Genomic DNA, 23,583 nt, shown 5'->3' on the forward strand with positions numbered 1-23,583 from the left:
TAAACAGGCAGAAGCGGCTGAGATCTCCGCGCAGAGACCCCAGCCGCTTTTTCTTTTCACTGCTCCGTCGCTTCCGGATGGTGTCCATCCACAGACAGATAGGAGGGACCGCTCCCCTGTACCTTGGCGTACGCCTTTTTCCGGATCGCCAGGAACATGATGATGTGGACCGCTCCTGTGATTGCCCAGGTGATGGGATAAGAGATATACAGGTTCCCTGGAACCGGGTCCAGGGGGAACACGAACCAGACCCACAGCAGGCGCAGCACACAGGAGCCCAGCAGGGAGACCACCATGGGCACGATAGAATAGCCGATCCCTCTTAGGATGCCCACCATGGTATCCATAATACCACAGATGGCGTACAGCCGGCCGATATAGGACATCCGCACCAGTCCCTGCTGGATCACATCCGGCTCCCCAGGTGCGTAGATGCCAAGGAGCTGAGAGCCGAAGAAAAAGGCCAGGTTACCCAGGATCAGGCCGGTCAGAATCACAAAGCCCTGGCAGTAGAGGGCCACCTTGTCCACGCGGTCGCATTTGCCGGCACCATAGTTCTGCCCGCTGAAGGTCAGGGCGCTCTGATAGAAAGCGTTCATGGCCGCGTAAACGAAGCCCTCGATATTCTGGGCTGCGGCGGACCCCGCCATTACCGTGTCGCCGAAGGAGTTGATGGAGGACTGGATCACCACATTGGACAGGGAGAAGATGACGCCCTGGAAGCCGGCGGGCAGGCCCACCTGAAAGATCCGGCCGATGACCCGCTTATTCAAGTGCATCCGGTGAAGGTTCAGGTGCAGCGCCCCGTGCTCCCGCATCAGGCAGCGCAGGATCAGCCAGGCAGAGACATACTGGGAAATGCTGGTGGCCATGGCGACACCTGCCACATCCAACCTGCAAACGATGACAAAGAACAGGTTCAGCACCACATTGAGCACACCTGCAGCCAGCAGGAAATAGAGCGGACGCTGGGTGTCTCCCTTGGCGCGCAGGATGGCACTGCCGAAGTTGTACACCATGGTGGCCGGCATGCCGATGAAGTAAATCCTCAGATACACCGAGGCCAGCCCGATCACATTTTCCGGGGAGGACATCCACTCCAGCATTTGGCGGGCCATAATGACGCCGAAGATCATCAAGACCACGCCGCTGATCATAGCCAGCAGGATGGAGGTGTGCACAGCGCGGTTGGCCTCGGCCTTCCGTCCGGCGCCCAGGTCCTGGGCGACCACCACATTGGCACCCACCGACAGACCTACAAACAGGTTGACCAGCAGATTGATCAGCGCGGTGTTGGAGCCCACAGCAGCCAGGGACGCCTTTCCGCAGAACTGGCCTACCACCACCACATCCGCCGCATTGAACAGGAGCTGCAGCAGGCTGGAGGCCATCAGCGGCAGCGCAAACAGCAGGATCTTGTTGGCAAGCGTCCCGTTGCACATATCGATTTCATAGCCCTTGCTCTGTCTTCTCATGGGTCGATCCGCCATTCCTTTCCATCTATCCCGAAAGCTTCAGACCTTCTCTGGTCACACTCTATCTCTACTATATAATCCTTAACACACTCCCGCCCACTTTTCAAGGCCCTTCTTCCCATTTCTCTGAAATTTCCTCTATTCGCCTGTCCGTCGCTAAGTTTTTCACAAAATTTCCGTTACTTTTACAAGGTTCCTACTCCGCTTCTCTCCTTGTCCCTCAAGCGCAGGAGATGCTCCGGCCTGCGGGACTCCCTATGTGCTATGCGATTTGAATTTTCGTCTACCAAAAGTCTACCAAAAAAGGGCGGCGGGGGCCTGATGTTTCAGGGCCTTGCCGCCCCTTCTGTTTTCATGTGTCTACCAAATGTCTACCAGGTAAACTTTTTGGGCGTGATCTCAGGGATTTTTCCCCTGATCTCCCCCTTTTTATAACCAATTCCTCCTGTGTCAGAAGTGTTGTACAGGCATAGTGGGCCGAAATGTTCTAGAAAAGGCCCGGTTTGTCAGAAAACAGCGACTTTTGTCAATATAAAAAGGAGGAATATCCAATGAGAAACCTGAAGCGTGCTCTCAGCCTGGCTCTGGCTTCCGTTATGCTCCTGGGCATGATGGTCGTGGGCTCCAGCGCTAAGGGTATCGACGATTTCACCGACAAGGCTGAGATCGTCAATCAGGATGCCGTGGCGGTCACCTCTGCCATCGGCATGTTCGAAGGCTACGAGGACGGGTCCTTCGGCCCCGAGAACGTAGTCACCCGCGCCGAGATGGCGGTCATCATCTGCACCATGCTGTATGGCGCCGGTGTGAACGTCAACCAGTTCGCGGAGACCAGCGTGTTCACCGATGTCCCCGCCTGGGCGCAGGGCTATGTGAACCTGTGCTCCAGCCTGGGCATCGTGGCCGGCGTGGGCGACGGCAAGTTCGACCCCAACGCCACCGTGACCACCGCGCAGGCCGTGCTGATGCTGTGCCGCGCCCTGGGCTACTTCCAGAGCGCCGCTGACTTCGGCAATGACTGGATGCTGGCCGCCACCGCCAAGGGCACCGCTCTGGGCCTGTATGGCGACCTGAAGCTCACCGCCAACGCCGGGCTGACCCGCGACAACGTGGCTGAGCTGGTGTTCAACGCCCTGACCAAGGCCGTGCCTGTTCAGTACAACGAGCTGCTGGGTGTGTACTACAACGAGAACCAGGGCATCATCTACTCCCTGGAGTTCAACTACCTGCAGACCCTGGGCTACAAGAACTTCGACCTGGTCTATAAGACCGACACCGAGACCATCTATGGCCGTCCCGCCACCACCTGGGGCACCGGCTCTTACAATGTCAAGACCGATGCCGGCGACACCAGCAAGACCGATACTCTGACCGAGGACGGCGGCCTGATCGCCTCCATGGTCCGCATGCTGGACAAGGACGAGATCATCACCGTTCCCAACACCCCCACCTACACCTATACCACCGGCACCGATGAGGACGATGTGTACAAGGATCTGGGCAAGTCCGTCTGCAACGAGGACGATTATGAGTGGACCGTCTATGTCAACGGCGAGAAGGTCTATGACGAGGGCACCGATGTCGCTGACACCGTCTATGACAACAGCGTGGGCAACGACGTTCCTGAGCGGGGCGAAGATGCTGACTATCAGTACACCGGCAAGGGCACCGTCACCGAGATCTATGTGGACGACGCTGACACCACCGTCACTGTGGTCGCCATCAACTACTACATGGGCCAGGTCTCCAAGGTGAAGACCGACGACGACGGCGAGTACATCAACGTCAAGGCCCTGTCCAATCTGAGCCAGGACGACGCCAAACTGGACGACCGCGACTTCTATGTCGAGGGCTATGAGGAGGACGACTACATCGTCTTCACCATCGACCAGAACGAGGACGACGACTTCTACATTGCCGAGGTCATCACTCCCGAGGTCGCGACCGGTGAGGTCAGCCGCGTGGAGAACGACCGCGACAGCGACGACACCTATCTGAAGCTGGACGACGGCACCAAGTACCCCTACTCCGGTGCAAACCACATCGTCTACGATCTGGACAGCAACACCGATGAGCACCCCGAGCTGGGTGAGGACTACGACCTGTACCTGGATCCCAACGGCTACGTTCTGGGCTTCAAGCTGGCCGGCGAGTCCGAGACCAAGTACCTGTACGTGGAGGACTCCGACGAGGAGCTGCGCGACTGGGTCGCCCGCGTTGACCTGGCCGACGGCACCAGCCCCAAGGTGGAGCTGAAGGACACCTACAAGGATACCCACGGCGTCAGCCAGGATATTAAGTGGGACAATGATTCCGAGCACGTTGTTAAGAACGCCACCAACATCGACGAGCGCATCTGGGCCTACACCGTCAGCGAGAGCAGCAATGTCTACTCCCTGAAGGAGGTCAACGACAAGTACCTGCCCGCCAAGGAGGCTGGTGACACCTTTGTTGCTAATCCCGATGCCGAGATCAAGAACGGCAAGGCCTATGTCTCCCAGGGCAACAACGAGTTCATCGTTGACAAGCAGACCATCTTCGTGGACACCATGAACAACGTGGCCTACATCGGCTACGACGAGGTGCCCAACGTGGAGAAGGCCCAGCTGGCTTATGTCATGGACGGCCGCGTGGCTGAGATCGTCTTCATCCTGGATGGCGAGATCTATGACGAGGACAGCACCTACTTCTACCTGACCAGCACCAAGCGCGAGTCCCTGAAGTACGACGGCGACTACTACTGGGAGTACTTCAACGCCTATGTGGACGGCCAGAAGCAGTCCGTGTTCATCGACCAGGATCTGAACGCGCTGAAAGAGGGCACCCTGTACAAGGCTGTGAAGACCACCGATGAGCAGTACATCACCGAGTACCGGGAGGTCGCGCTGGAGGACAACGTGGTCAACGCCACCGGCGATGACGCCTTCTGGCTGACCACCACCCAGTCCAAGGAAGTCAAGTTCGACACCGACAGCGGCGATGAGGGGACCGTCTTCGTCTACGTGGAGATGGAGCCCAAGAAGCCCGCTGAGTTTAAGGCTGCTGGTTCCTATGCCGCTTATACGGGCGGCTGGAAGTACTCCGTCTCTGAGGGCGGCATCAGCGACATGATCCTTGAGGATGAGCCCGAGGAGCAGGACGGCATCGACTATCTGACCTACGTCACCGTGGTGGAGAAGGACGAGGAGTACGCCGAGCTGGTATATATCATCTATAAGCCCGTGGTGGACCCCATCATCTCTTACACCGTGACTGTCGATGTTGAGAACGCCGACGTGACCATCGACGGCGAGCCCTACACCGGGCCTGTGGAGATCGTTGCCGGCACCAAGATCACCGTGGCCGCCACCGCCAAGCCCGGCTACTCCTTTGCTGCGGACCCGAGCGGCGAGTACACTATTACTGGAGACCGGACGATCAACGCGAAGGCCACCGCCAACGGCCGCACCATCACTGTGAATGGTAATGCTACTGGCGACAAGGACAGCGCTAAGACCGATGAGGAGGTTGTGGTGACACTGACCCCCAAGGAGGGCTACACCATCACTTCTGTTGATTGCAATGTTACCGCCAAGATCGACACCAAGAACTGGACCGTCACCATTCCCGCCGGTCTGGAGAACGTGGTAATCGACGTAGAGACCAAGGCCGATGAGTACACCCTGACCTATAGTGATTCTGCTGTGTGGAAGATCACTGTTACCGATAAAGATGGTAATCCCGTCAATACCGGCAATAAAGTAAAGGTCGGTGAGCGCTACACCTTTACCGGGACCGAGGTTAAGGCCAGTGACGAACATAACGGGGTCCGTGAGTTCCGCATTGACGGCAACGCCGTATGTGACGCCGAGCTCACTGTGGAGGGCAAGGATCCTGTCATTAAATCTGTTTCGGTGACCAACTCCGATGCGGATTTCCAGCTAGCCCTTAAGTTGGCGGCTGATGGAAAGCTCTACAGTGATTCCACTTGTGAGACTCAGCAGAACAGTACCCCTGGTACTACCACTACTCTGTACTACTACGAAGATCTCGGCACCAAGGCCGTGATTACCGGTGAGTATGTTGTGGAGTATGATGCTGACGGTGCGCTGACCCTCACCATTGGTCAGAAGCGCTGATTAGAGTGAGATTCTGATTCACGCAATTTAACAGCCCCCCGGAGCATTTGCTCCGGGGGGCTCTCTCACCTCTCCTCCAGCTTATCCACCCGGGCAGACAGGGCGTTGATATCACTGCGCAGCTTATCCAGTACCGCATTGAGAACGCTGGGGCTGACGATCAGATCCCGCATGGCTTTCAGCGCCCCGTCGATCTTTTGATTATCCGCGTTAAACTCCGTCCGGAGCACCTGGTCCGCAGCCTCCCATTGATTCAGTCCATAATACTGAGTCTGTCCCCTTGCCATAAAAAATCCCTCCTGTCCTGACTGGGCCCGGCAGATCCGGACCCGCTCAAAACCGGAGGGAAAGAGCTTTTTGTGAGACGTTTCAATACAAATTATGGAAATCAAGCGGGACTATGCCCATTTCTGTCCCGCCTCCACAGGACCCATGGGCATTTTTGAGGGGCGCATCGTGCGCGCCCCCGCTTTTTCTGGATTTTCTTCTTACTCTCGGATATAATGGAAATACGATCCCGGCCGTGGGCCCCACGGCCGCTGTGGAGGTGTTTTTATGTGTGAGGAAGCTGTCTATGACGTTGTGGCCCTGGGCGAGCTGCTCATTGATTTTACCCCCGTGTCCACCGATGGGGCGGGCTGTCCCACGCTCAAGGCCAATCCCGGGGGCGCGCCGGGCAATCTTCTGGCCGCCCTGAGCAGATATGGCCGGCGCACCGCCTTTCTGGGCAAGGTGGGAGAGGATGCCTTCGGCCACCTCCTTCTGGAGTCCCTGCGCCGGGCTGGAGTCCAGACCCGGGGCATCCGCCTCACCTCCTCCGCCTTCACCACTCTGGCCTTTGTCACCCTGGATGCCGCGGGGGACCGCTCCTTCAGCTTTGCACGCAAGCCGGGGGCGGACACCCAGCTCCGGTGGGAGGAGGTGGACCGCTCCCTCATCCAGCGCTGCCGTCTCTTCCACTTCGGCTCCCTCAGCCTCACTGACGAGCCCGCCCGATCCGCCACCCGGGCCGCGGTGGCCTACGCCCGGGAGCTGGGCCGGACCGTCACCTTTGATCCCAACCTGCGTCTCCCCCTCTGGCCCTCCCCCGCGGAGGCCCGGGCCCAGATCCTGTGGAGCCTGTGCCAGGCGGATGTGGTCAAGCTCAGCGACGAGGAGGTGGACTTCCTCTGGGGCTGCTCCCCCCAGGAGGGGGCCCGCCGCCTGCTGGAGGAGTGCGGCGTCTCCCTGGCCATGGTCACCCTGGGTCCCCGGGGCTGCTACCTCCAGAACCGGAGGGGGAGCTGTGCCCTGACCGCCCCCCAGGTCTCCCCTGTGGATACCACCGGCGCGGGCGACATCTTCGGCGGGAGCGCCCTCCACCGCCTGCTGGACTTCCGCGTCCCCCCGGAGGAGCTGGACCGGGGCGGCCTGGAGGAGATCGCCCGCTTTGCCGTCACCGCCGCCAGCCTCTCCACTCAGCACCCCGGCGGCATCCCCAGCATCCCGGAGCTGGCCCAGGTGGTGGCCCGGATGGGAGAGCCCGCCCCCCTCTCCCTATGAATCCTCTTGTTCCCTCTCCCTTTCCGTGTTATAATCAGTCATTCCGTCTTGAAGGAGGTGGCCCTTTGCCCGTCAAAGAGAAAAAGACCAGCCGCGCAGAGTTCGCCTATGACACCCTGAAGCGCCGTATCCTGGACAATCAGCTCCCCCCCGGCGCCATGCTCAGCGAGGTGGCCCTGGCCCAGAAGCTGAACATGAGCCGCACCCCCATCCGGGAGGCCCTGAAGATGCTGATGCGGGACGACCTGGTGGAGATCCGGGACGGCGTGGGCACCTTCGTCAAATCTGCCACCCAGAAGGACATCGAGGATGCCTACGCGGTGCGCCAGGCCCTGGAGGTTCTGGCCGCCCGGACCGCCATTGGCGCTTTCTCCCCAGAGGAGCTGGACGCCCTGGAGGCCCGCTTCCGCTCCCTCCAGGTACGGCTGGAACAGGGAGAGACTGTCCGCGTGGAGGAGTTTGCCGACGCGGACTGGGCCCTCCACGACCAGATCCTGCAAAAGAGCGGCAACCGCTATGCCCAGAAGGCCACCAACGACCTGCGGGCCGTGCTGCGCCGGTATCAGTACCTGTCGGTCCGCCTGCTCTCCCGGGTGGAGGAGAGCCTTACGGAGCACCTGGCCATCCTGGACTGCATCCGCCGCCGGGATCTGGCGCGGCTGACAGAGCTGCTGGAGAACCACATTCAATATTGATTTGGAGATCCCCCGACACTGCCGGGGGATCTCTTATTGTATGCATCTTATAATTTTCTTTTTTAATTTAGACTTTTTCTATTGACCAAGATGTATGCATCTGTTATACTCAGAGCACAACGATCCACAAGGAGGCCACCCACATGACTGTCCATACGGAAAATGAAGCTCTGTTCCAGCGCGCCAGCCGCTGTCTGGCCGGCGGTGTCCTGTCCAATTTCAAGAAGGCCAAAGGCGTCGCTCCGGTCTATGTCAAAAGCGCCGAGGGCTGCCGCATGACCGACTATGACGGCAATGTGTACTACGACTTCTCCCTCTCCGCCGGGCCCGCCATTCTGGGCCACAGCAACGAGGGGCTGCGCCGGGCCCTCAGGGAGCAGCTGGACCAGGCCTACACGAACCGGGACTGCCTGGCTGCCATCGAAGCCGCGGAAAAGATCCAGCAGGTGGTCCCCTGCGCCGAGCTGGTCCGCTTCGCCGTCTCCGGCGTGGACGCAGTCTTCAACGCCATCCGGGTGGCCCGGGCTTATACAGGACGCCCCCTGTATGTAAAGTTCAAGGGGCAGTACAACGGGGGCATGGACTTCGTTCTGGGCGGCCGCACCGACCGCGGCGATCTCCAGGCCCGGGACGGCGTGGACCCGGATGACTTCTACTCCGCCATGTGCTACACCGAGGGCCGCGCCCCCCACGCCCTGGATGACTGCCTCCTGGCAGAATACAACGATCTGGAGGGGCTGGCCGCCCTGTTCCAGGAGCAGGGGGATCAGATCGCCTGCGTCATCATGGAGCCCGTGACCCTGAATATGACCGGCTGCATGCCTGAGCCCGGCTTTCTGGAGGGACTGCGGGAGCTGTGTACCCGGTATGGCGTGCTGATGGTCTTTGACGAGACCCTCACCGGCTTCCGCCTGGCGCTGGGAGGCGCCCAGGAGTACTTCGGCGTCACCCCCGACCTGTGCACCTTTGCTAAGGCCATCGGCGGCGGCTTCCCTGTGGCCGCCTTCGCCGGCCGGCGGGAGGTCATGCAGGTCATCGAGGACAACCGCGTCCTGGCCGTGGGCACCTACAATGGCCATCCCCTGGCCGCCGCGGCTGTGCTGGAGACTATCCGGCAGCTGGAGGCCAACGACGGAGAGGCGTTCCGCCTGATCCGCCGGTACACCCAGATGGCCAAGGATGGCATGGAGGCTCTGGCCAGAAAGCACGGCGTGGACATGATCGTCCAGGGGATGCCGGGGGCGCTCTTTCCCGTGTTCACCAAGAAGGAGAAGATCATCAACCACCGGGACGCCCTGGCCAACGCCAGCTTCCCCAAGCACAGCCGCTTTATGGCCCTGCTGAAGGACCGCGGCATCCTGCACAACAGCCGCCTCTGCTTCTCCCCCGCCCACACAGAGGAGGACATCCAGTACCTCCTCTCCGCCGTGGATGAGGCCCTGGCCGTCATGGCCCAGGAGGCGTGAACCGCCGTGATTCATTAAAACAGGTCCTGCGCTCCTCTGAGCGCAGGACCTGTTTTTTCTGATGATGGGACCGGGTCTCACGCCTGGGGTGTACCCTCCCCCTCCTGCCGGTCCTGGGCTCTCTCCTGCCGCAGCACTGCGATCAAAAACCAGACTGCCAGAGCGGCGGTCAGCACTCCGGCCGCCGGCGCCGTCAGCCACACGCCGTCCAGCCCCAGCGCGGCTGGCAGCACCGCCAGACAGGCCAGCGGAAAGACCAGCGTCTTGCTGAAGGCCAGGATCAGGGAGCGTCCCGGCCGGTTCAATGCGGTGAAGAAGGAGCTCAGACAGGTCCCTGCCCAGCCCAGCAGATAAGACAGGGAGAACAGCCTCATGGCCCGCAAGCTCATCTCCAGCAGGGCAGGGTCATCCCCCTGGATAAAGAGAGGGATGACATACTGTCCCCCCAGCTGCATCCACAGCAAAGCCGCCAGCGACACCGCCGCGCCTGTCAAAAGCACCCTCTTTTCCAGGGCCAGCATCCTGTCCCGGCGCCGGGCGCCGTAGTTGTAGCTGATGGCGGGCTGAATGGAATCTGCCATACCAAACAGCAGAGAGCCCACGATGCTGTCCACATACATCACGATAGAGAAAGCCGCCACCGCCATAGACCCGGACAGCCTCAGCAGTACGCTGTTGAGAATGACCATCATTACAGATCCCGCAATACTGGAAAAGAACTCCGAGCTGCCATTGGCCAAAATATTCCCCAGCTGACGGGCAGAGATGGTCCCCCGAACAAAACGCAGAGGGAGACGGCCCATCACAAAGGGCAGGAAGCCCAGCACTGTACCCAGGGCAATGCTCAGACAGGAGGCCGCCGCTGCCGCGGCCACCCCCCAGCGGAAAACTACCAAAAATAGAAAATCCAGCACGATGTTCAACAGTGCTGTAACCACATTGAGTATCATGCTGTACCGCACCCGGCCGCAGATGCGCAGATAGTTGTCCACCGCAAAGAATACCATAATGACGGGCGCGAATACGGCATATACCTGCATATACTCCGCCCCCATGGCGGTGACCTCCGCCTCCGCCCCCATCAGGGACACCATCGGCCCGGCCAGGAAAAAGCCGCCCAGCCCGATGACGCAGGACAGCGCCACAATCAGCCCGGTGCAGAAGCTGAAGATCCGGTTGGCCGCCCTCTCATTTTTTTCCCCAAGGCGGATAGAGATCTGAACGGAGGACCCCACCGCCACCAGGTCCACCAGTGCGAAACTCATCATGATCAGCGGCATCACCAGATTGACCGCCGCCAGAGCGTTGGGGCCCACATAGCGCCCCACAAAGATGCCGTCCGCCACTGTGTACAGGGAGAGCATCGCCATGCTTATCATGCTGGGCAAGGCGCACCGGAAAAACAGCCGGGTGGGCGGAAGGCTCTCAAATAATTTTTCATGCTGTGTCATTTTAAAAATCCTTTATATATTCCGAAGTAAACGTATTCAAAATGGAACAGAACACCGCGATCTGTTCCGGTGTGAAGCTCCTTTCCACCAGTCGGATCGCCCGCTCAAACGGGCCCTCATAGGCTCGGAGCGACTGTGTCATCTGCGGGGATACGTCCAACTGGATCACCCTCCGGTCGGTCTCGCTGCGGGTCTTGGTCACCATCCCCAGCCGCTCCAGCTCGTTGACCTTGATGGTCACCGCCGACTTTGTGATGTGCAGGGTATTGGCCAGGGTGCTCACCGTACACTCCCCCTGGGCCCGCTGGTAGGAGATCACATCCAGATACATGATGCTATTATAAGACAGCTCTCCGCCGCCGGTGCGGCTGATCTGCCTCAGATCACTGACCGTTACATCGTAGTAATACCGGTTCAGGCTATCCCGCAGGTCCATCCGATCCCCTCATTTCATTAAGCGAATTTATATAAATTTGCTTAACTAATATAGCAGAAGATCCTTTCTCTGTCAACCCCGTCCGCACGATTTTCTCCCCACGGCAGCCCTCATTTGGATAGAGGAGCCGCCCTCAGATGCGGGTCTCCATCCTCAAAGGATCTTCCACACCAGGGCCCGCCCCAGCAGCACCCCCGCCAGGCACAGACCCACGCTGGCCAGGATGTACCCGCCCCCGGCGGCCCATCTCCCCTGCTCCAGCAGCTCCACCGTCTCCAGTGAAAAAGTGGAAAAGGTGGTAAAACCACCGCAAAGTCCGGTCTTCAAAAACAGAACTGCACTTTTGGACATGGGCAGCTGTCCCGCCGCCTGGGCCACGGCGCCGATGACCACCGCCCCCAGAAAATTGGTGAGCAGGGTCATCACCGGAAAGGACCATGGGGCGGCAATCAGGCTGAGCAGATACCTCCCCACGGCGCCCAGGCCGCCCCCCAGGGCCACGAACAAACAGTTGGACCACATGGCTCAGGGCTCCTCCCGTTCAAAGATCAGGTCCACTTCCTTGGTGCCGCCCTCCCCGGAAAACATGGTGGGCAGATATCCCACGTAACGCCAACCCTTGGCCGCGTACTCGTCTATGATCTCCCGGTGCTCACAGGCGCTGTTGTCCATCCAGAAGCCGCCCCCGGTGCGATAGGTCACATATTCATATCTGTACATGTTCAGCCTTCCCCTCTCAAGATGCTTTCCCGTTCCGGTACCCGGAGGCGGGCCGGAGCCAGTTTCTCCCCCCGGCGTCTGCTTTCAGTATAGCACAAAAATGGGGCGGGCCAACGGCCCGCCCCATTAAAATGACGCAGATCTTTTTCGATCTGTCCCACAGCCCCGTTCAGCACATCTTGGCCCCAGCGGGGATCTTGTCGTCGATCATCAGCAGGTTGAGCTGCTCCTCGCCCTTCTCGGTGTGGACGGCGGAGATCAGCATACCGTTGGACTCCAGTCCCATCATCTTCCGGGGGGGCAGGTTGACGATGGCGACCAGGGTCTTGCCCACCAGTTCCTCGGGCTTGTACCACATCGCGATGCCGGAGAGGATCTGCCGGTCGGTGCCGGTGCCGTCGTCCAGGGTGAAGCGCAGCAGCTTGTTGGACTTCTTCACTGTTTCGCAGGCCTTGACTTTAACGGCCCGGAAATCGCTCTTGCAAAAGGTGTCAAAATCCACCTTCTCTGTGAGCTGAGGCTCCACCTCCAAATCGGGCAGAGCTGCCTTCTTGGCCGCCGCCGCAGCCTCCTCCAGCTCGGACAGGGCCTTTTCTGCATCGATGCGGGGGAACAGGTTCTCGCCCCGGGAGACAGTGACAGTGTGAGAAAGGGCCCCATAGCCGGCGGCGCTCTCCCAGGTAGAGCAGGTCTCGCAGGCGCCGATCTGCCGGAGCACCTCGGCAGCAGACTGGGGGATAAAGGGGGTGAGCAGGATAGCGGAGACCCGCAGCACCTCCAGCAGGTTGTACATCACCCGGGCCAGCCGGGCTCCGTTGGCCTCCATGTCCTTGGCCAGGGTCCAGGGGGTGTTCTCGTCGATATACTTGTTGGCCCGGCCGATCACCTTGAAGATCTCCGCCAGGGCGTTCTGGAAGGCGTAGTGCTCCATCTGCTCTTCATACCTGGTGCGCAGGGAGGAGATCAGCTCCACCAGCTCCCCATCCTTCTCCTCGTCCGCCGCCTGCTCCTCAGGCAGGGTGCCGCCGAAATACTTGCCCACCATGGACACGGTGCGTGAGAGGAGATTGCCCAGGTCGTTGGCCAGGTCCGTGTTGATGGTCTGGATCAGCAGCTCGTTGGAGAAGTTGCCGTCAGAGCCGAAGGGGAAGGTGCGCATCAGGAAGAAGCGCAGGGCATCCACTCCGAACTTCTCCGCCAGGATATAGGGATCTACCACGTTGCCCTTGGACTTGGACATCTTTCCTCCGTCCAGCAGCAGCCAGCCGTGGCCGAACACCTTCTTGGGCAGGGGCATCTCCATGCTCATCAGCATGGCGGGCCAGATGATGGAGTGGAACCGGACGATCTCCTTGCCCACAAAGTGGACGTCCGCGGGCCAGAACTTCTCATAGTCGTCATACCGGTCGTTGAGGAAGCCCAGGGCGGTGGTGTAGTTGAACAGGGCGTCCACCCATACATAGACCACGTGGCCCGGGTCAAAGTCCACCGGCACGCCCCAGGTGAAGGAGGTGCGGCTGACGCACAGGTCCTCCAGGCCGGGCTTGATGAAGTTGTTCACCATCTCATTCACCCGGCTGCGGGGCTCCAAAAAGTCGGTGTCCTCCAGCAGGTGCTGTACCCGGTCGGCGTACTTGGACAGGCGGAAGAAGTAGGCCTCCTCCTCCGCGTCCACCACATCCCGGCCGCAGTCAGGGCACTTGCCGTCCACCAGCTGGCTCTCGGTCCAGAAGGACTCGCAGGGCTTGCAGTATTTCCCTACATACTTGCCCTTGTAGATGTCCCCCTTCTCATACATCTTCTTAAATATCTTCTGGATGGCGGACACGTGGTAGTCATCGGTGGTGCGGATGAACCGGTCGTTGCTGATGTTCATCAGCTTCCACAGATCCAGCACGCCCCGCTCCCCCTCCACGATGCGGTCCACATACTCCTTGGGGGTGACGCCGGCCTCCTTGGCCTTGTCCTCGATCTTCTGGCCGTGCTCGTCGGTGCCCGTCAGGAACATGACCTCACAGCCGGTGAGACGCTTATACCGGGCCATAGCGTCGGTGGCCACGGTGCAGTAGGTGTGGCCGATGTGCAGCTTGTCGCTGGGATAGTAGATAGGGGTGGTGATATAAAATCTCTTGCGTTCCATATTCAGTCGTCCTCCCGATGATGATTCTCGACCCCGGCTCCTCCCGGGGCATTGTCCCCTTCTGCCCGTTCCAATGCCCCGCTGGGCATTCGATCCTCCAGCAGGCACTCCGGCCAAGCCGGGCCGAAACAGGTGCGCAGCAGCGCCCAGCTCTGGGCCAGCAGGACCAGCACCGCAGCAGCGGTCAGCGCGGTAAAGAAGAGGGACTGTCCGTTGGCCAGCGCCTCCAGGTTCAGAACGATCCCCATCAGGGAAAAAAACAGGCACAGCCTGGGCCTGGGGTGGCGGAAAGCGAAGGAGGCGGCGAAGTACAGCGCCAGCACCGCACACACCACCGCCAGGATCATATCTGCGAACCGCAGCACCACCGGGTCCCGGGAGTACTCCTGATAGATCCCCACCAGCCAGGGCAGGGCGGCGTAGCCGGGCAGGGTGGTCAGGCCGGGATAACAGGCGGGCAGGCCTCCCCGGTAATGGCCCCGCCCCAGGATCATCAGCGCCGCAGCGGAGGGGATGCACAATACGGCAGCCAGCAGCTCCATCACGGGCAGTCCCTGGCCCAGTCCGTCCCGCCACAGCTGAAACGCCCGGAAAAAGCCCAGGGTTCCCAGCGCCGCGGCGGCCAGCAGGAGCAGGCTCCCCGCCGTCACCAGGGTCATATACAGGGAGCTGGGACAGCGGAAGGCTGCGGGATAGTCCTCCGGCTTCCCTCCCCCCTGGATCAGGACCAGGAACAGCAGCGCCAGCAGGGCCAGCACACCGATCAGCACCGGCGTGGCCGGGACGGAGCGGAACAGTTCGGTCTCTGGGTCCAGCGCGGCGGCCAGCTGCCAGCGGCGCAGGGCGAGGCAGGCGCCGCCCCCCGCCAGGGCCAGCACGGGCAAAGCGATATCTTTTCTCATGACAACACTCCTAAAACTGGGAGAATGCGCTTTTATTATCATACCTTACCCGCAGAGAAAATGCAACACAGAGGGAAAAAATCCGCCGTTTTTTTCCCAGTCCTTTCAAGGTGGGCATCTTAAAAAGCGGTACAGGCCCCCGAAACGATTTTATAAAACCGCATCTCCCATGTGCCTGCCGTTTCTTCCCTGTCCCCTCACAAGACGCAAAACGGCGGGCCCTATTGGGGCCCGCCGGCGCAGTCTGTGGTCGTCTGGCCGTTTACTCCGCCAGAGCGGCGGTGATGATGGCCATGGAGCAGGCCCACAAAATGTTTCCATTTTGCGGGTTCCCTTCGGGATCTCATTGCTCGGGGCGGCCCAGCCGCCCCTCCGCCAAGGTTTTGCCTCCGGCAAAACGCTTGTACGGCGCAAGCGCCGTCCCCATCTTCGATGGGGCCCCAGGTCTACTCCATGGCCCCCGCTCTGTAAAACGACGGGCCCCAACGGGGCCCGCCGTCGCAGTCTGTGGTCGTCTGGCCGTTTACTCCGCCAGAGCGGCGGTGATGATGGCCATGGAGTAGACCCACAAAATGTTTCCATTTTGCGGGTTCCCTTCGGGATCTCATTGCTCGGGGCGGCCCAGCCGCCCCTCCGCCAAGGTTTTGCCTCCGGCAAAACGCTTGTACGGCGCAAGCGCCGTCCCCATCTTCGATGGGGCCCCAGGTCTACTCCATGGCCCCCGCTCTGTAAAACGACGGGCCCCANCGCCGCCCCCCGCCAGGGCCAGCACGGGCAAAGCGATATCTTTTCTCATGACAACACTCCTAAAACTGGGAGAATGCGCTTTTATTATCATACCTTACCCGCAGAGAAAATGCAACACAGAGGGAAAAAATCCGCCGTTTTTTTCCCAGTCCTTTCAAGGTGGGCATCTTAAAAAGCGGTACAGGCCCCCGAAACGATTTTATAAAACCGCATCTCCCATGTGCCTGCCGTTTCTTCCCTGTCCCCTCACAAGACGCAAAACGGCGGGCCCTATTGGGGCCCGCCGGCGCAGTCTGTGGTCGTCTGGCCGTTTACTCCGCCAGAGCGGCGGTGATGATGGCCATGGAGCAGGCCCACAAAATGTTTCCATTTTGCGGGTTCCCTTCGGGATCTCATTGCTCGGGGCGGCCCAGCCGCCCCTCCGCCAAGGTTTTGCCTCCGGCAAAACGCTTGTACGGCGCAAGCGCCGTCCCCATCTTCGATGGGGCCCCAGGTCTACTCCATGGCCCCCGCTCTGTAAAACGACGGGCCCCACTGGGGCCCGCCGGCGCAGTCTGTGGTCGTCTGGCCGTTTACTCCGCCAGAGCGGCGGTGATGATGGCCATGGAGTAGCCCCACAAAATGTTTCCATTTTGCGGGTTCCCTTCGGGATCTCATTGCTCGGGGCGGCCCAGCCGCCCCTCCGCCAAGGTTTTGCCTCCGGCAAAACGCTTGTACGGCGCAAGCGCCGTCCCCATCTTCGATGGGGCCCCAGGTCTACTCCATGGCCCCCGCTCTGTAAAACGACGGGCCCCACCGGGGCCCGCCGTCGCAGTCTGTGGTCGTCTGGCCGTTTACTCCGCCAGAGCGGCGGTGATGATGGCCATGGAGTAGACCTCCTGGGCGTTGCAGCCGCGGCTGAGGTCGTTGATGGGGGCATTCAGGCCCAGCAGGATGGGGCCATAGGCCTCAAAGCCGCCCAGACGCTGGGCGATCTTGTAGCCGATGTTGCCCGCGTTGATGTCAGGGAAGATGAAGGTGTTGGCGTAGCCGGCCACGGGGGAGCCGGGGAACTTCAGCTGGCCCACGGTGGGGGACACGGCGGCGTCAAACTGCATCTCGCCGTCCACGGGGATATCGGGCATGAGTGCCTTGGCCTTCTCGCAGGCGTTGCGCATCTTGTCCACATCTTCCCCCTTGCCGGAGCCCTTGGTGGAGTAGCTCAGGAAAGCCACCTTGGGGGCGATGCCGAAGATCTTGGCACACTTGGCGGTCTCCACGGCGATCTCCACCAGCTCGTCCTCCTCGGGCTTGATGTTGATGGCGCAGTCACCCATGGCCAGCACATCGTTGTCGCCGGTGGCGGAGGCGCGGACCAGGATAAAGCAGGAGGAGACGATCTTGTTGCCCGGCTTGGTCTTGACCAGCTGCAGGGCGGGGCGGACGGTGTCGGCGGTGGAGTAGGTGGCGCCGCCCAGCAGGGCGTCGGCCACGCCCATCTTCACCAGCATGGTGCCAAAGTAGTTGCCCTTCTTCAGGGCGGCCCGGCACTCATCGGCGGTCATCTTGCCCTTGCGCAGCTCCACCATCTTCTCCACCATGGCGTCCATGCCGTCATAGTTCTCCGGGTCAATGATGATGGCGCCGCGGATATTGAAGCCGGCCTTCTCGGCGGCGGCCTGGACCTCCTCCTCGTTGCCCACCAGCACGGGGGTCAGGAAGGTCCCGGACAGCAACCGGGCGGATGCCTCCAGGATGCGGGGGTCGGTGCCCTCGGTAAAGACGATCTTGCGGGGATGAGCCTTCAGTTTGTCGATCAGATTCTGAAACATGTGCATGGGTGATCCCTCCAACTTTTCGATTCGTGGCCGTAAGGCCGCTTTTCTGTCCCTTATGGTAGCATTTTCAGCCAGAAATTTCAAGGCTTATCCGCTGCAGAAGCGCATAAAATTCCTGTGGGACCTCTTTTTTCAGTTTTCCCCGCTCCTTCCGGGAATAACAGCCCTGTTTTGGCGGCCGTTGTCCACCCATGTCAAATTTCCGCGAAAATTTTCATTTTTCTCTTTACGTGGCGTAATGCTTCCGTTATACTATACTGTATGTATTGCAGATCGAGATGAGATCCAGAAACGGCGGCCTGCGGGCCGCCCCTCGAGGTGAGAAATTTGAACGCAGAATTTTCCCGCACCCTCTCCCTGCTGCGGCAGGAGCGGGGGGTCAGCCAGCGCACCGCAGCGGGTGCCCTGGGCATCTCCCAGGCCCTGCTGTCCCACTATGAGAACGGCATCCGGGAGCCCGGCCTGGCCTTCGTGGTCCGGGCCTGTGACTATTATGGGGTCTCCGCCGACTTTCTCCTGGGCCGCACCCTCACCCGGGACGGCACCACCATTGCCCCGGAGGAGCTCTATGACCTGAGCGATGAGAAGGACAACTCCATGAGGGGCAGCGTACTGGCCCTGCTGTCCAAAAAGCTGCTGGTGAACTCGGTGGGCATGCTCTTCGACCTGCTGGGCAAGACCGGCAGCCGGGAGGCCATCCGCGCCGCCTCCAACTACCTGTCCACCGCTGTCTATAAGGTGTTCCGCCGCCTGTATCAGGCCAACCCGTCCAACAACCCGGACTTTTTCTCCGTCCCGGCCCGGCAGTTCGCCGCCGGCCTGCCCGAGGCTGACATGGCGTGCAGCGAAGTGGAGCTGTGCGAGGCCCTGGCCGGCCAGGGCAAGGACAAGAGCCGCATGCCCGAGCTGAGCCACGACATCCTGGCCCGGGACTACCCGGTGCTCTACCAGTCCATGTTCCAGCTGGTCCACACCACCGGCGAGCGCATCAACAAGACCTTTGCCGGCCGTCAGGACGGCAAGTGATCCCAACCATATGAAGGAGAGAATCGATCATGCCTGAAAACTGCACCCATGACTGCTCTACCTGCGGCGAGAGCTGCAGCGAGCGGGACCTGCGCGTCCCTGCCAACGCCCTGTCCAGCATCAAGAAGGTGATCGCCGTGGTCAGCGGCAAGGGGGGCGTGGGCAAGAGCACCGTCACCTCCTCCCTGGCCGTAGCCATGGCCCGCCGGGGCCGGAAGGTGGCCGTGCTGGACGCCGACATCACCGGCCCCTCCATCCCCATGGCTTTCGGAGTCCACCAGCGGGCCACCGGCACCGACGCGGGCATCGACCCCGCCGTCACCCCCTCCGGCATCAAGCTCATGTCCCTGAACCTGCTCACCGCCAACGAGACCGACCCCGTGGTCTGGCGTGGCCCGGTCATCGCCAACGTGGTCAAGCAGTTCTGGTCCGACGTGGTGTGGGGCGAGGTGGACTATATGTTCGTGGACATGCCCCCTGGAACGGGGGACGTGCCCCTCACCGTGTTCCAGTCCCTGCCGGTGGACGGCATCATCGTGGTCACCTCCCCCCAGGATCTGGTGTCCATGATCGTCTCCAAGGCGGTGCACATGGCGGAGATGATGTCCATCCCGGTGCTGGGCCTCATTGAAAATTACAGCTGGTATCAGTGCCCCGACTGCGGTGCCCGTCACGCCATCTTCGGGGAGAGCCGCCTGGAGGAGGTGGCCCGGGAGCTGGGCCTGCCCATCCTGGCCCGCCTGCCCATTGACCCCGCCCTGGCCGCCGCCTGCGACGCCGGAAAGGTGGAGGGGGCGGAGCGCAATTACCTGGAGGAAGTGGCCGCCCAGCTGGACCGCTGACCCCTGTCCTGCACGCCCACAGGGGGCGGCAGCCTGACCGCTGCCGCCCCCTGTTTCTGTTCCCTCCGGGGCCGCCCGGGGGTGACATTTCCCCCCGCCTGTGTTACACTGGACAGAGGGAGAGGGGGCGAGTCCATGCTGGTCTACCTGGCGATGATCCCCACAGAGGAGGGCCGCAACAAGTTCGCCCTCCTCTACTGGGAATATCGGGACCTGATGTTCTATCTGGCCCTGCGCATCCTGGGCAGTCAGCAGGACGCGGAGGACGCGGTGCAGGAGGCCCTGCTCCGCATCACGGAAATCATCGAAAAAATTCATGACCCGGTCTGTCCGGAAACGAAGGCCCTGGTCGGTATGATAGTAGAGGGCAAGGCACTGGATCTGTACCGCCGCCGGCGGCGGCAGGGGGCGGAGCCCCTGGAGGACTGGGCCCCGGCGCAGGCCGGCCGCCCCCCGGAGGAGGCGTCCTCCCTCCGGGAGCTGACGGCCCAGGCCATGGCCCGGCTCCCCGCCCGTCAGCGGACGGTGCTGCTGCTGAAATATGACCGGGGACTGGACAACCGGGAGATCGCCCGGGTGCTGGACATGACCGTGTCCGCCGTGGAGCGCACCGTGTCCCGGGCCAAGGCCCGGCTGCGGGAGGCTCTTGAGGGATTGGGGGTGGAGGTATGACTGATCAGGAGCTGGACCGGCTGCTCAGCCAGGCCGCGCCCATGGCCCGGGACCTGTGGCTCTCCTCCCTGCCCGGGGACGGGGAGCTGCCCCAGGCCCAGCCCTCCCCCGCCTTTCAGCGCCGGATGGACCGCCTGATCCGCCGGATGGGGCGCTCCCCCCGGCGGGTCCGTGCCCTGGCCCAGGTGCGGCGGGCGGCGGCGGTGGCGCTGGTCTTTCTGGCGGTGGGCTTCTCCGGCCTGATGGTCACCTCCCAGGCCTTCCGGGCCCAGGTGCTGGAGGTGCTGGTCCAGGTCTATGAGGAGATCACCAACTTCCGTTTCTCCGCCGAGGGCGAAACAGATCGGACAGCCGGAGATTTTGTTCTTACCTACCTCCCGCAGGGGATGGAGGAGACTGTACGGCAGTCCAGCAGAATCAGGCACTATATTTGTTTCGAGGACAACGCTGGAAATATGTTGGAAGTAACCCACATCGTAGTGGGCGCCAATGCATCCAGTATTCTGGGAGTAGACACTGAGGACGCAGAGGTTGAGTACTTCAAAATCCATAACTCAGAAGCCATGGCAATTTCAAAAAATCTGGATCATACTATTTTTTGGACCGAAGACAACTGCTACTATTTGTTGTCCGGGACCATTCCTATGGAAGAGCTGAAACAGGTCGCATTGGGTCTGGAACCCATTTCTTAAAAATTTTTCAAAAAAATTTTGATTTCCTTGTCCGGAATCGCCTCCTTTCGTCGGTATATTAGTAGGACCGATGAAGGGAGGTGATTTTTATGCGCAAGAAACCCATGCGCTGGCTGGCGGCGGGGATGGCCCTGTGCCTGACCCTGGTGACCACTCCCGCCGCCTCTGCCGCCCAGCCGCCCCAGGACACGCCCGTTTTTGAAGAAATCGTTCCTTATTCCCTCTATATCAAAAACCAAGGATGTGACCTGATGATCTCCGACAGGACCGCATTTATCGAAGGCTGGGTGAGTGGACAGACCGGGCGTTCCACCGAATGTGAGGTGCGGGTGGAGCTCCAGCAAAAATCCGGCTCCTTCGCCTGGATACTGGTGGACTCCTGGACCGACCGCCAGGACGGGACCCGGGCATCTGTCTCTGAGACGGTGTCTGTGACCCCCGGCGAGACCTACCGGGTCAAGGCGGTGGTCACTGTCTGGGCCGGCAGTGACTCAGAAACCGCAACCATCTACTCTGAAATCCAGACAGCGTAACATTTGACAACACTACTTTTTCGCTATTTTCCAACTTACGATTAAAATTTCATATTGAAAGGAAGGAATCACGATGAAGAAAAGACTCTTATCGTTATTTTTGTGTGCCACAGCCCTGATTTCTTTATTTTCTATAAACTCTTTTGCTTCTTTTAATAGTATTTCCTCTATTTATGAAAACAAAAATCAGAACACTACAACTATAAACACCATGTCTGAATACGAAATTGCAGTCCAAGAATCTCTACAATTTCAACGTTCTGGACAAAGCGGAGAAGATCCTCTTGCGGCCTATGAACGGGCTTTCAAAAAGTTATGTGAACTTCCGGCCGACATGCTCATGAACAACGGTTACAGCAGTGAAGAAGTCTCACTTATGAAAGCTTATCTGTCTGGTAGTGTTTCTTTTGATGTAGCAGCCATGCGTGCATCTGCAAGCTTGAGCAGCGACCTTCGTTGTACAAAGCATACATCAACACAATACACATGTGTTTACAGCTGGGAGTGGGACAAAATTCCTGCCGGAGAAGATACCGCTGGATATGCCTTAACCATGGTTGGAATTAATGAAAATAGCCAATCCATTGAAACAAAAAAGGTTGCACAAAACTCATCTGTTTATTATTATAATGAAGATGGAACATATTATAAATACGAAACGCCTTCAACTACTGTCCGTCAAAATTATATCGTATGCTACTATGATAAATATAAAATCAATGATGAAGGCGATTCCCGTATATGGGCTAAAAGAGGTAATGTCTCTTACTCTGTTACACCCGTAATAAGTGGAAATTATTTTGAAGCACTTCGTGCTCAAGGAGCATATTTTTCCTCGGATCAAGGTGGAGTTGATATCAGTGTTTCATTCTCTTACGGTGTTGCCAGCATCTCTGCCTCTACCACAATACTTGGATCTGATGTCGGTCCTCGTGGAGAAGAGCACTGTATCTATTACAATGACGGGACTGAAGAACCTCAATGAAAAAGTTAGATAGGAAGCCTTTCCTTCGGTCTATGCTCCTGGTATTGTTGTTCCTGTGCTCCTTCTGTCTGGGGGGTGTCTTATCTCCCTTTGGGGTTCAGGATGGGGAGGCCTATGTTTGGCCCCAGGATGAAAAATTTCCCAAGGAGATGGGGTATTTCCGCAGCGGTCAGGTGGTCTATACCCAGTACAGAGAGCACTATGCGGATGGCACCGGCGTCTATCAGGATGCGCCCTGCTGGAATATCTATATTCGGGGCGCCAGTATCCCAGACGTCATCAGCTACATCAACCAGCTGAAGCAGTGCGGGTTCTCCTATCGGAGCCTGAGCGGCGGCGAAGAACCTCCTTTTTCCTTTGAATGGGGTGGGTTTGAGTGGCGGGGCGTCTCCCAGGATGCCAGTATCTTGATTATGATGGCGGAGGAGGAGGTCCCTTCCACCGTCTCCAATGAGCCGCTTCCTATTCTCAGCAATCTCTATATCACCCTCATCGACGGCGTTGTCTGGGATACATAATAGCAAGACCTTCTGAGCTATCACCCTGGACCTGGAGGCATCCGGCGGGACGGGGCCGCACCTATACCGCCGGATGCTGCTGGCCGGCTCCTTCCTCCTCCCAGTCATCCTCTGCGTCCACTTCATTCACGACAAGTACAAACTGTCCGGCTGGCAGACGCGGGGCAGGCTGTCCAGGACCTAACCATGAGAAATAAAGGGAGTTGTATCTTATGCGCTGGGCAAAGGTGAGAGAAAAGGCCAAAAAATACGCTCCTCTTATTGCTCTCCTGTACTTTTTCTTCCTGCTGAACGGGGAACGCCACGAAAATCATGTCCTCCAGAGCGAGCTGGCCCAGCTGGACCACCATCTGGAGATGGAGTTCACCAGCACGAAGGACTTTCTGGCCGGCAATCTCTCCTCCCCGGACTATCATGACTCCATGATCTGGGAGGCCGAACAGCTGCGGACCATTGCGTCTTGTGGATATTATTTTCAGAGTTCCGGGTTCGGAGCGGATGACGCCTGGCTGGAGGTCTTTTCCGAGCTGAGTCAGTTTGTCCAAAGCCCGGAATCCTTTCAGCAGCTCACCCCTCAGGAGCGGGAGACCCTGGCCGCTTTTCTGAACGACTATTCCTATCAGAATGACCCGGTGCTGGAGCCGGAGGACACGGCGGAGGTCTTGGACTGTCTGGCCGGGGCGCTGGAGCGGCAGGACTGAACGGCGGCCCCCTGTGCCCCGCACCGCCCCCATGCTCCCGCTCCCGACGGGCGTCAAAACCTGATCCTGCTGGCCGTCCCGGTCATCCTCTGCGCTCACCTCATT

At 59.8% G+C, this 23,583-nt stretch carries 21 protein-coding genes; 12 read left to right on the plus strand and 9 right to left on the minus strand.

Going from position 1 to position 23,583, the window contains the following annotated elements; genetic code table 11:
• Nucleotides 1–56 precede the first annotated feature (56 nt).
• Nucleotides 57–1,475, minus strand: a complete 1,419-nt coding sequence (locus BN1969_RS02815) for an MATE family efflux transporter (protein WP_077138682.1) — start codon at nucleotides 1,473–1,475, stop codon at nucleotides 57–59.
• A 551-nt stretch (nucleotides 1,476–2,026) separates the two neighbouring features.
• Here BN1969_RS02815 and BN1969_RS02820 point away from each other — a divergent pair.
• Nucleotides 2,027–5,593: an S-layer homology domain-containing protein gene (locus BN1969_RS02820; RefSeq protein ID WP_050622901.1), complete on the plus strand. Its 3,567-nt coding sequence runs from the start codon at nucleotides 2,027–2,029 to the stop codon at nucleotides 5,591–5,593.
• A gap of 65 nt (nucleotides 5,594–5,658) precedes the next feature.
• Here the strand turns inward: BN1969_RS02820 and BN1969_RS02825 are convergent, their stop codons facing one another.
• Nucleotides 5,659–5,880 carry a hypothetical protein gene (locus tag BN1969_RS02825; RefSeq protein WP_050622902.1) on the minus strand — a complete coding sequence of 74 codons (222 nt, stop codon included), beginning with the start codon at nucleotides 5,878–5,880 and terminating at the stop codon, nucleotides 5,659–5,661.
• A 268-nt stretch (nucleotides 5,881–6,148) separates the two neighbouring features.
• Between BN1969_RS02825 and BN1969_RS02830 the strand changes: the two genes are divergently transcribed.
• The 3 genes from BN1969_RS02830 to BN1969_RS02840 all read left to right on the plus strand — a co-directional run bounded on the left by BN1969_RS02830 (nucleotide 6,149) and on the right by BN1969_RS02840 (nucleotide 9,296).
• Nucleotides 6,149–7,135 (plus strand): carbohydrate kinase family protein, encoded by a 987-nt coding sequence (locus BN1969_RS02830; protein WP_050622903.1) that lies wholly within the window; start codon nucleotides 6,149–6,151, stop codon nucleotides 7,133–7,135.
• 65 nt (nucleotides 7,136–7,200) lie between these two features.
• Nucleotides 7,201–7,830, plus strand: coding sequence for a GntR family transcriptional regulator (locus BN1969_RS02835; protein WP_050622904.1), 630 nt, complete (start codon nucleotides 7,201–7,203; stop codon nucleotides 7,828–7,830).
• Nucleotides 7,831–7,973: 143 nt separating this feature from the next.
• Nucleotides 7,974–9,296 carry an aspartate aminotransferase family protein gene (locus BN1969_RS02840; protein ID WP_050622905.1) on the plus strand — a complete coding sequence of 441 codons (1,323 nt, stop codon included), beginning with the start codon at nucleotides 7,974–7,976 and terminating at the stop codon, nucleotides 9,294–9,296.
• Between the two features lie 77 nt (nucleotides 9,297–9,373).
• On the opposite strand, the gene BN1969_RS02845 is transcribed toward BN1969_RS02840, so the two are convergent.
• The 7 genes from BN1969_RS02845 to pta form a co-directional block, all read right to left on the minus strand.
• A complete protein-coding gene (locus BN1969_RS02845) occupies nucleotides 9,374–10,747 on the minus strand; it encodes an MATE family efflux transporter (RefSeq protein WP_050622906.1) in 1,374 nt (457 codons plus the stop codon).
• 1 nt (nucleotide 10,748) lies between these two features.
• The gene (locus BN1969_RS02850; RefSeq protein WP_050622907.1) at nucleotides 10,749–11,183 is read right to left on the minus strand and encodes a MarR family winged helix-turn-helix transcriptional regulator; all 435 of its coding nucleotides are present in this window, start codon (nucleotides 11,181–11,183) and stop codon (nucleotides 10,749–10,751) included.
• Nucleotides 11,184–11,336: 153 nt separating this feature from the next.
• Nucleotides 11,337–11,705, minus strand: coding sequence for a fluoride efflux transporter CrcB (gene crcB, locus BN1969_RS02855; protein ID WP_050622908.1), 369 nt, complete (start codon nucleotides 11,703–11,705; stop codon nucleotides 11,337–11,339).
• A gap of 3 nt (nucleotides 11,706–11,708) precedes the next feature.
• Nucleotides 11,709–11,903 carry a DUF4177 domain-containing protein gene (locus tag BN1969_RS02860; RefSeq protein WP_050622909.1) on the minus strand — a complete coding sequence of 65 codons (195 nt, stop codon included), beginning with the start codon at nucleotides 11,901–11,903 and terminating at the stop codon, nucleotides 11,709–11,711.
• A 169-nt stretch (nucleotides 11,904–12,072) separates the two neighbouring features.
• Nucleotides 12,073–14,043: a methionine--tRNA ligase gene (metG, locus tag BN1969_RS02865; protein ID WP_050622910.1), complete on the minus strand. Its 1,971-nt coding sequence runs from the start codon at nucleotides 14,041–14,043 to the stop codon at nucleotides 12,073–12,075.
• Nucleotides 14,044–14,045: 2 nt separating this feature from the next.
• Nucleotides 14,046–14,945, minus strand: coding sequence for a hypothetical protein (locus BN1969_RS02870; protein WP_050622911.1), 900 nt, complete (start codon nucleotides 14,943–14,945; stop codon nucleotides 14,046–14,048).
• 1,580 nt (nucleotides 14,946–16,525) lie between these two features.
• Nucleotides 16,526–17,503: a phosphate acetyltransferase gene (gene pta, locus BN1969_RS02880; RefSeq protein ID WP_336454715.1), complete on the minus strand. Its 978-nt coding sequence runs from the start codon at nucleotides 17,501–17,503 to the stop codon at nucleotides 16,526–16,528.
• A 324-nt stretch (nucleotides 17,504–17,827) separates the two neighbouring features.
• Between pta and BN1969_RS02885 the strand changes: the two genes are divergently transcribed.
• The 8 genes from BN1969_RS02885 (at nucleotide 17,828) to BN1969_RS02925 (ending at nucleotide 23,478) form a co-directional block, all read left to right on the plus strand.
• A complete protein-coding gene (locus BN1969_RS02885) occupies nucleotides 17,828–18,535 on the plus strand; it encodes a helix-turn-helix domain-containing protein (RefSeq protein WP_242850270.1) in 708 nt (235 codons plus the stop codon).
• 29 nt (nucleotides 18,536–18,564) lie between these two features.
• Nucleotides 18,565–19,377, plus strand: coding sequence for an Mrp/NBP35 family ATP-binding protein (locus BN1969_RS02890; protein WP_050622915.1), 813 nt, complete (start codon nucleotides 18,565–18,567; stop codon nucleotides 19,375–19,377).
• A 135-nt stretch (nucleotides 19,378–19,512) separates the two neighbouring features.
• Nucleotides 19,513–20,049, plus strand: a complete 537-nt coding sequence (locus BN1969_RS02895) for an RNA polymerase sigma factor (RefSeq protein ID WP_050622916.1) — start codon at nucleotides 19,513–19,515, stop codon at nucleotides 20,047–20,049.
• Nucleotides 20,046–20,741, plus strand: a complete 696-nt coding sequence (locus tag BN1969_RS02900) for a DUF4367 domain-containing protein (RefSeq protein ID WP_050622917.1) — start codon at nucleotides 20,046–20,048, stop codon at nucleotides 20,739–20,741. Before BN1969_RS02895 ends, BN1969_RS02900 begins: the two co-directional genes overlap by 4 nt.
• 89 nt (nucleotides 20,742–20,830) lie before the next feature.
• Nucleotides 20,831–21,274, plus strand: coding sequence for a carbohydrate binding domain-containing protein (locus tag BN1969_RS02905; protein WP_050622918.1), 444 nt, complete (start codon nucleotides 20,831–20,833; stop codon nucleotides 21,272–21,274).
• A gap of 73 nt (nucleotides 21,275–21,347) precedes the next feature.
• The gene (locus tag BN1969_RS17785) at nucleotides 21,348–22,259 is read left to right on the plus strand and encodes a hypothetical protein (RefSeq protein ID WP_133248273.1); all 912 of its coding nucleotides are present in this window, start codon (nucleotides 21,348–21,350) and stop codon (nucleotides 22,257–22,259) included.
• Entirely contained in the window at nucleotides 22,256–22,777 is a 522-nt protein-coding gene (locus BN1969_RS02920) for a hypothetical protein (protein ID WP_133248274.1), read from the plus strand. Before BN1969_RS17785 ends, BN1969_RS02920 begins: the two co-directional genes overlap by 4 nt.
• A 212-nt stretch (nucleotides 22,778–22,989) precedes the next feature.
• Nucleotides 22,990–23,478, plus strand: coding sequence for a hypothetical protein (locus BN1969_RS02925; RefSeq protein WP_050622922.1), 489 nt, complete (start codon nucleotides 22,990–22,992; stop codon nucleotides 23,476–23,478).
• Nucleotides 23,479–23,583: the final 105 nt, after the last annotated feature.

The sequence above is a fragment of the Clostridium phoceensis genome (genome assembly GCF_001244495.1).
Classification (GTDB): domain Bacteria; phylum Bacillota; class Clostridia; order Oscillospirales; family Oscillospiraceae; genus Lawsonibacter; species Lawsonibacter asaccharolyticus.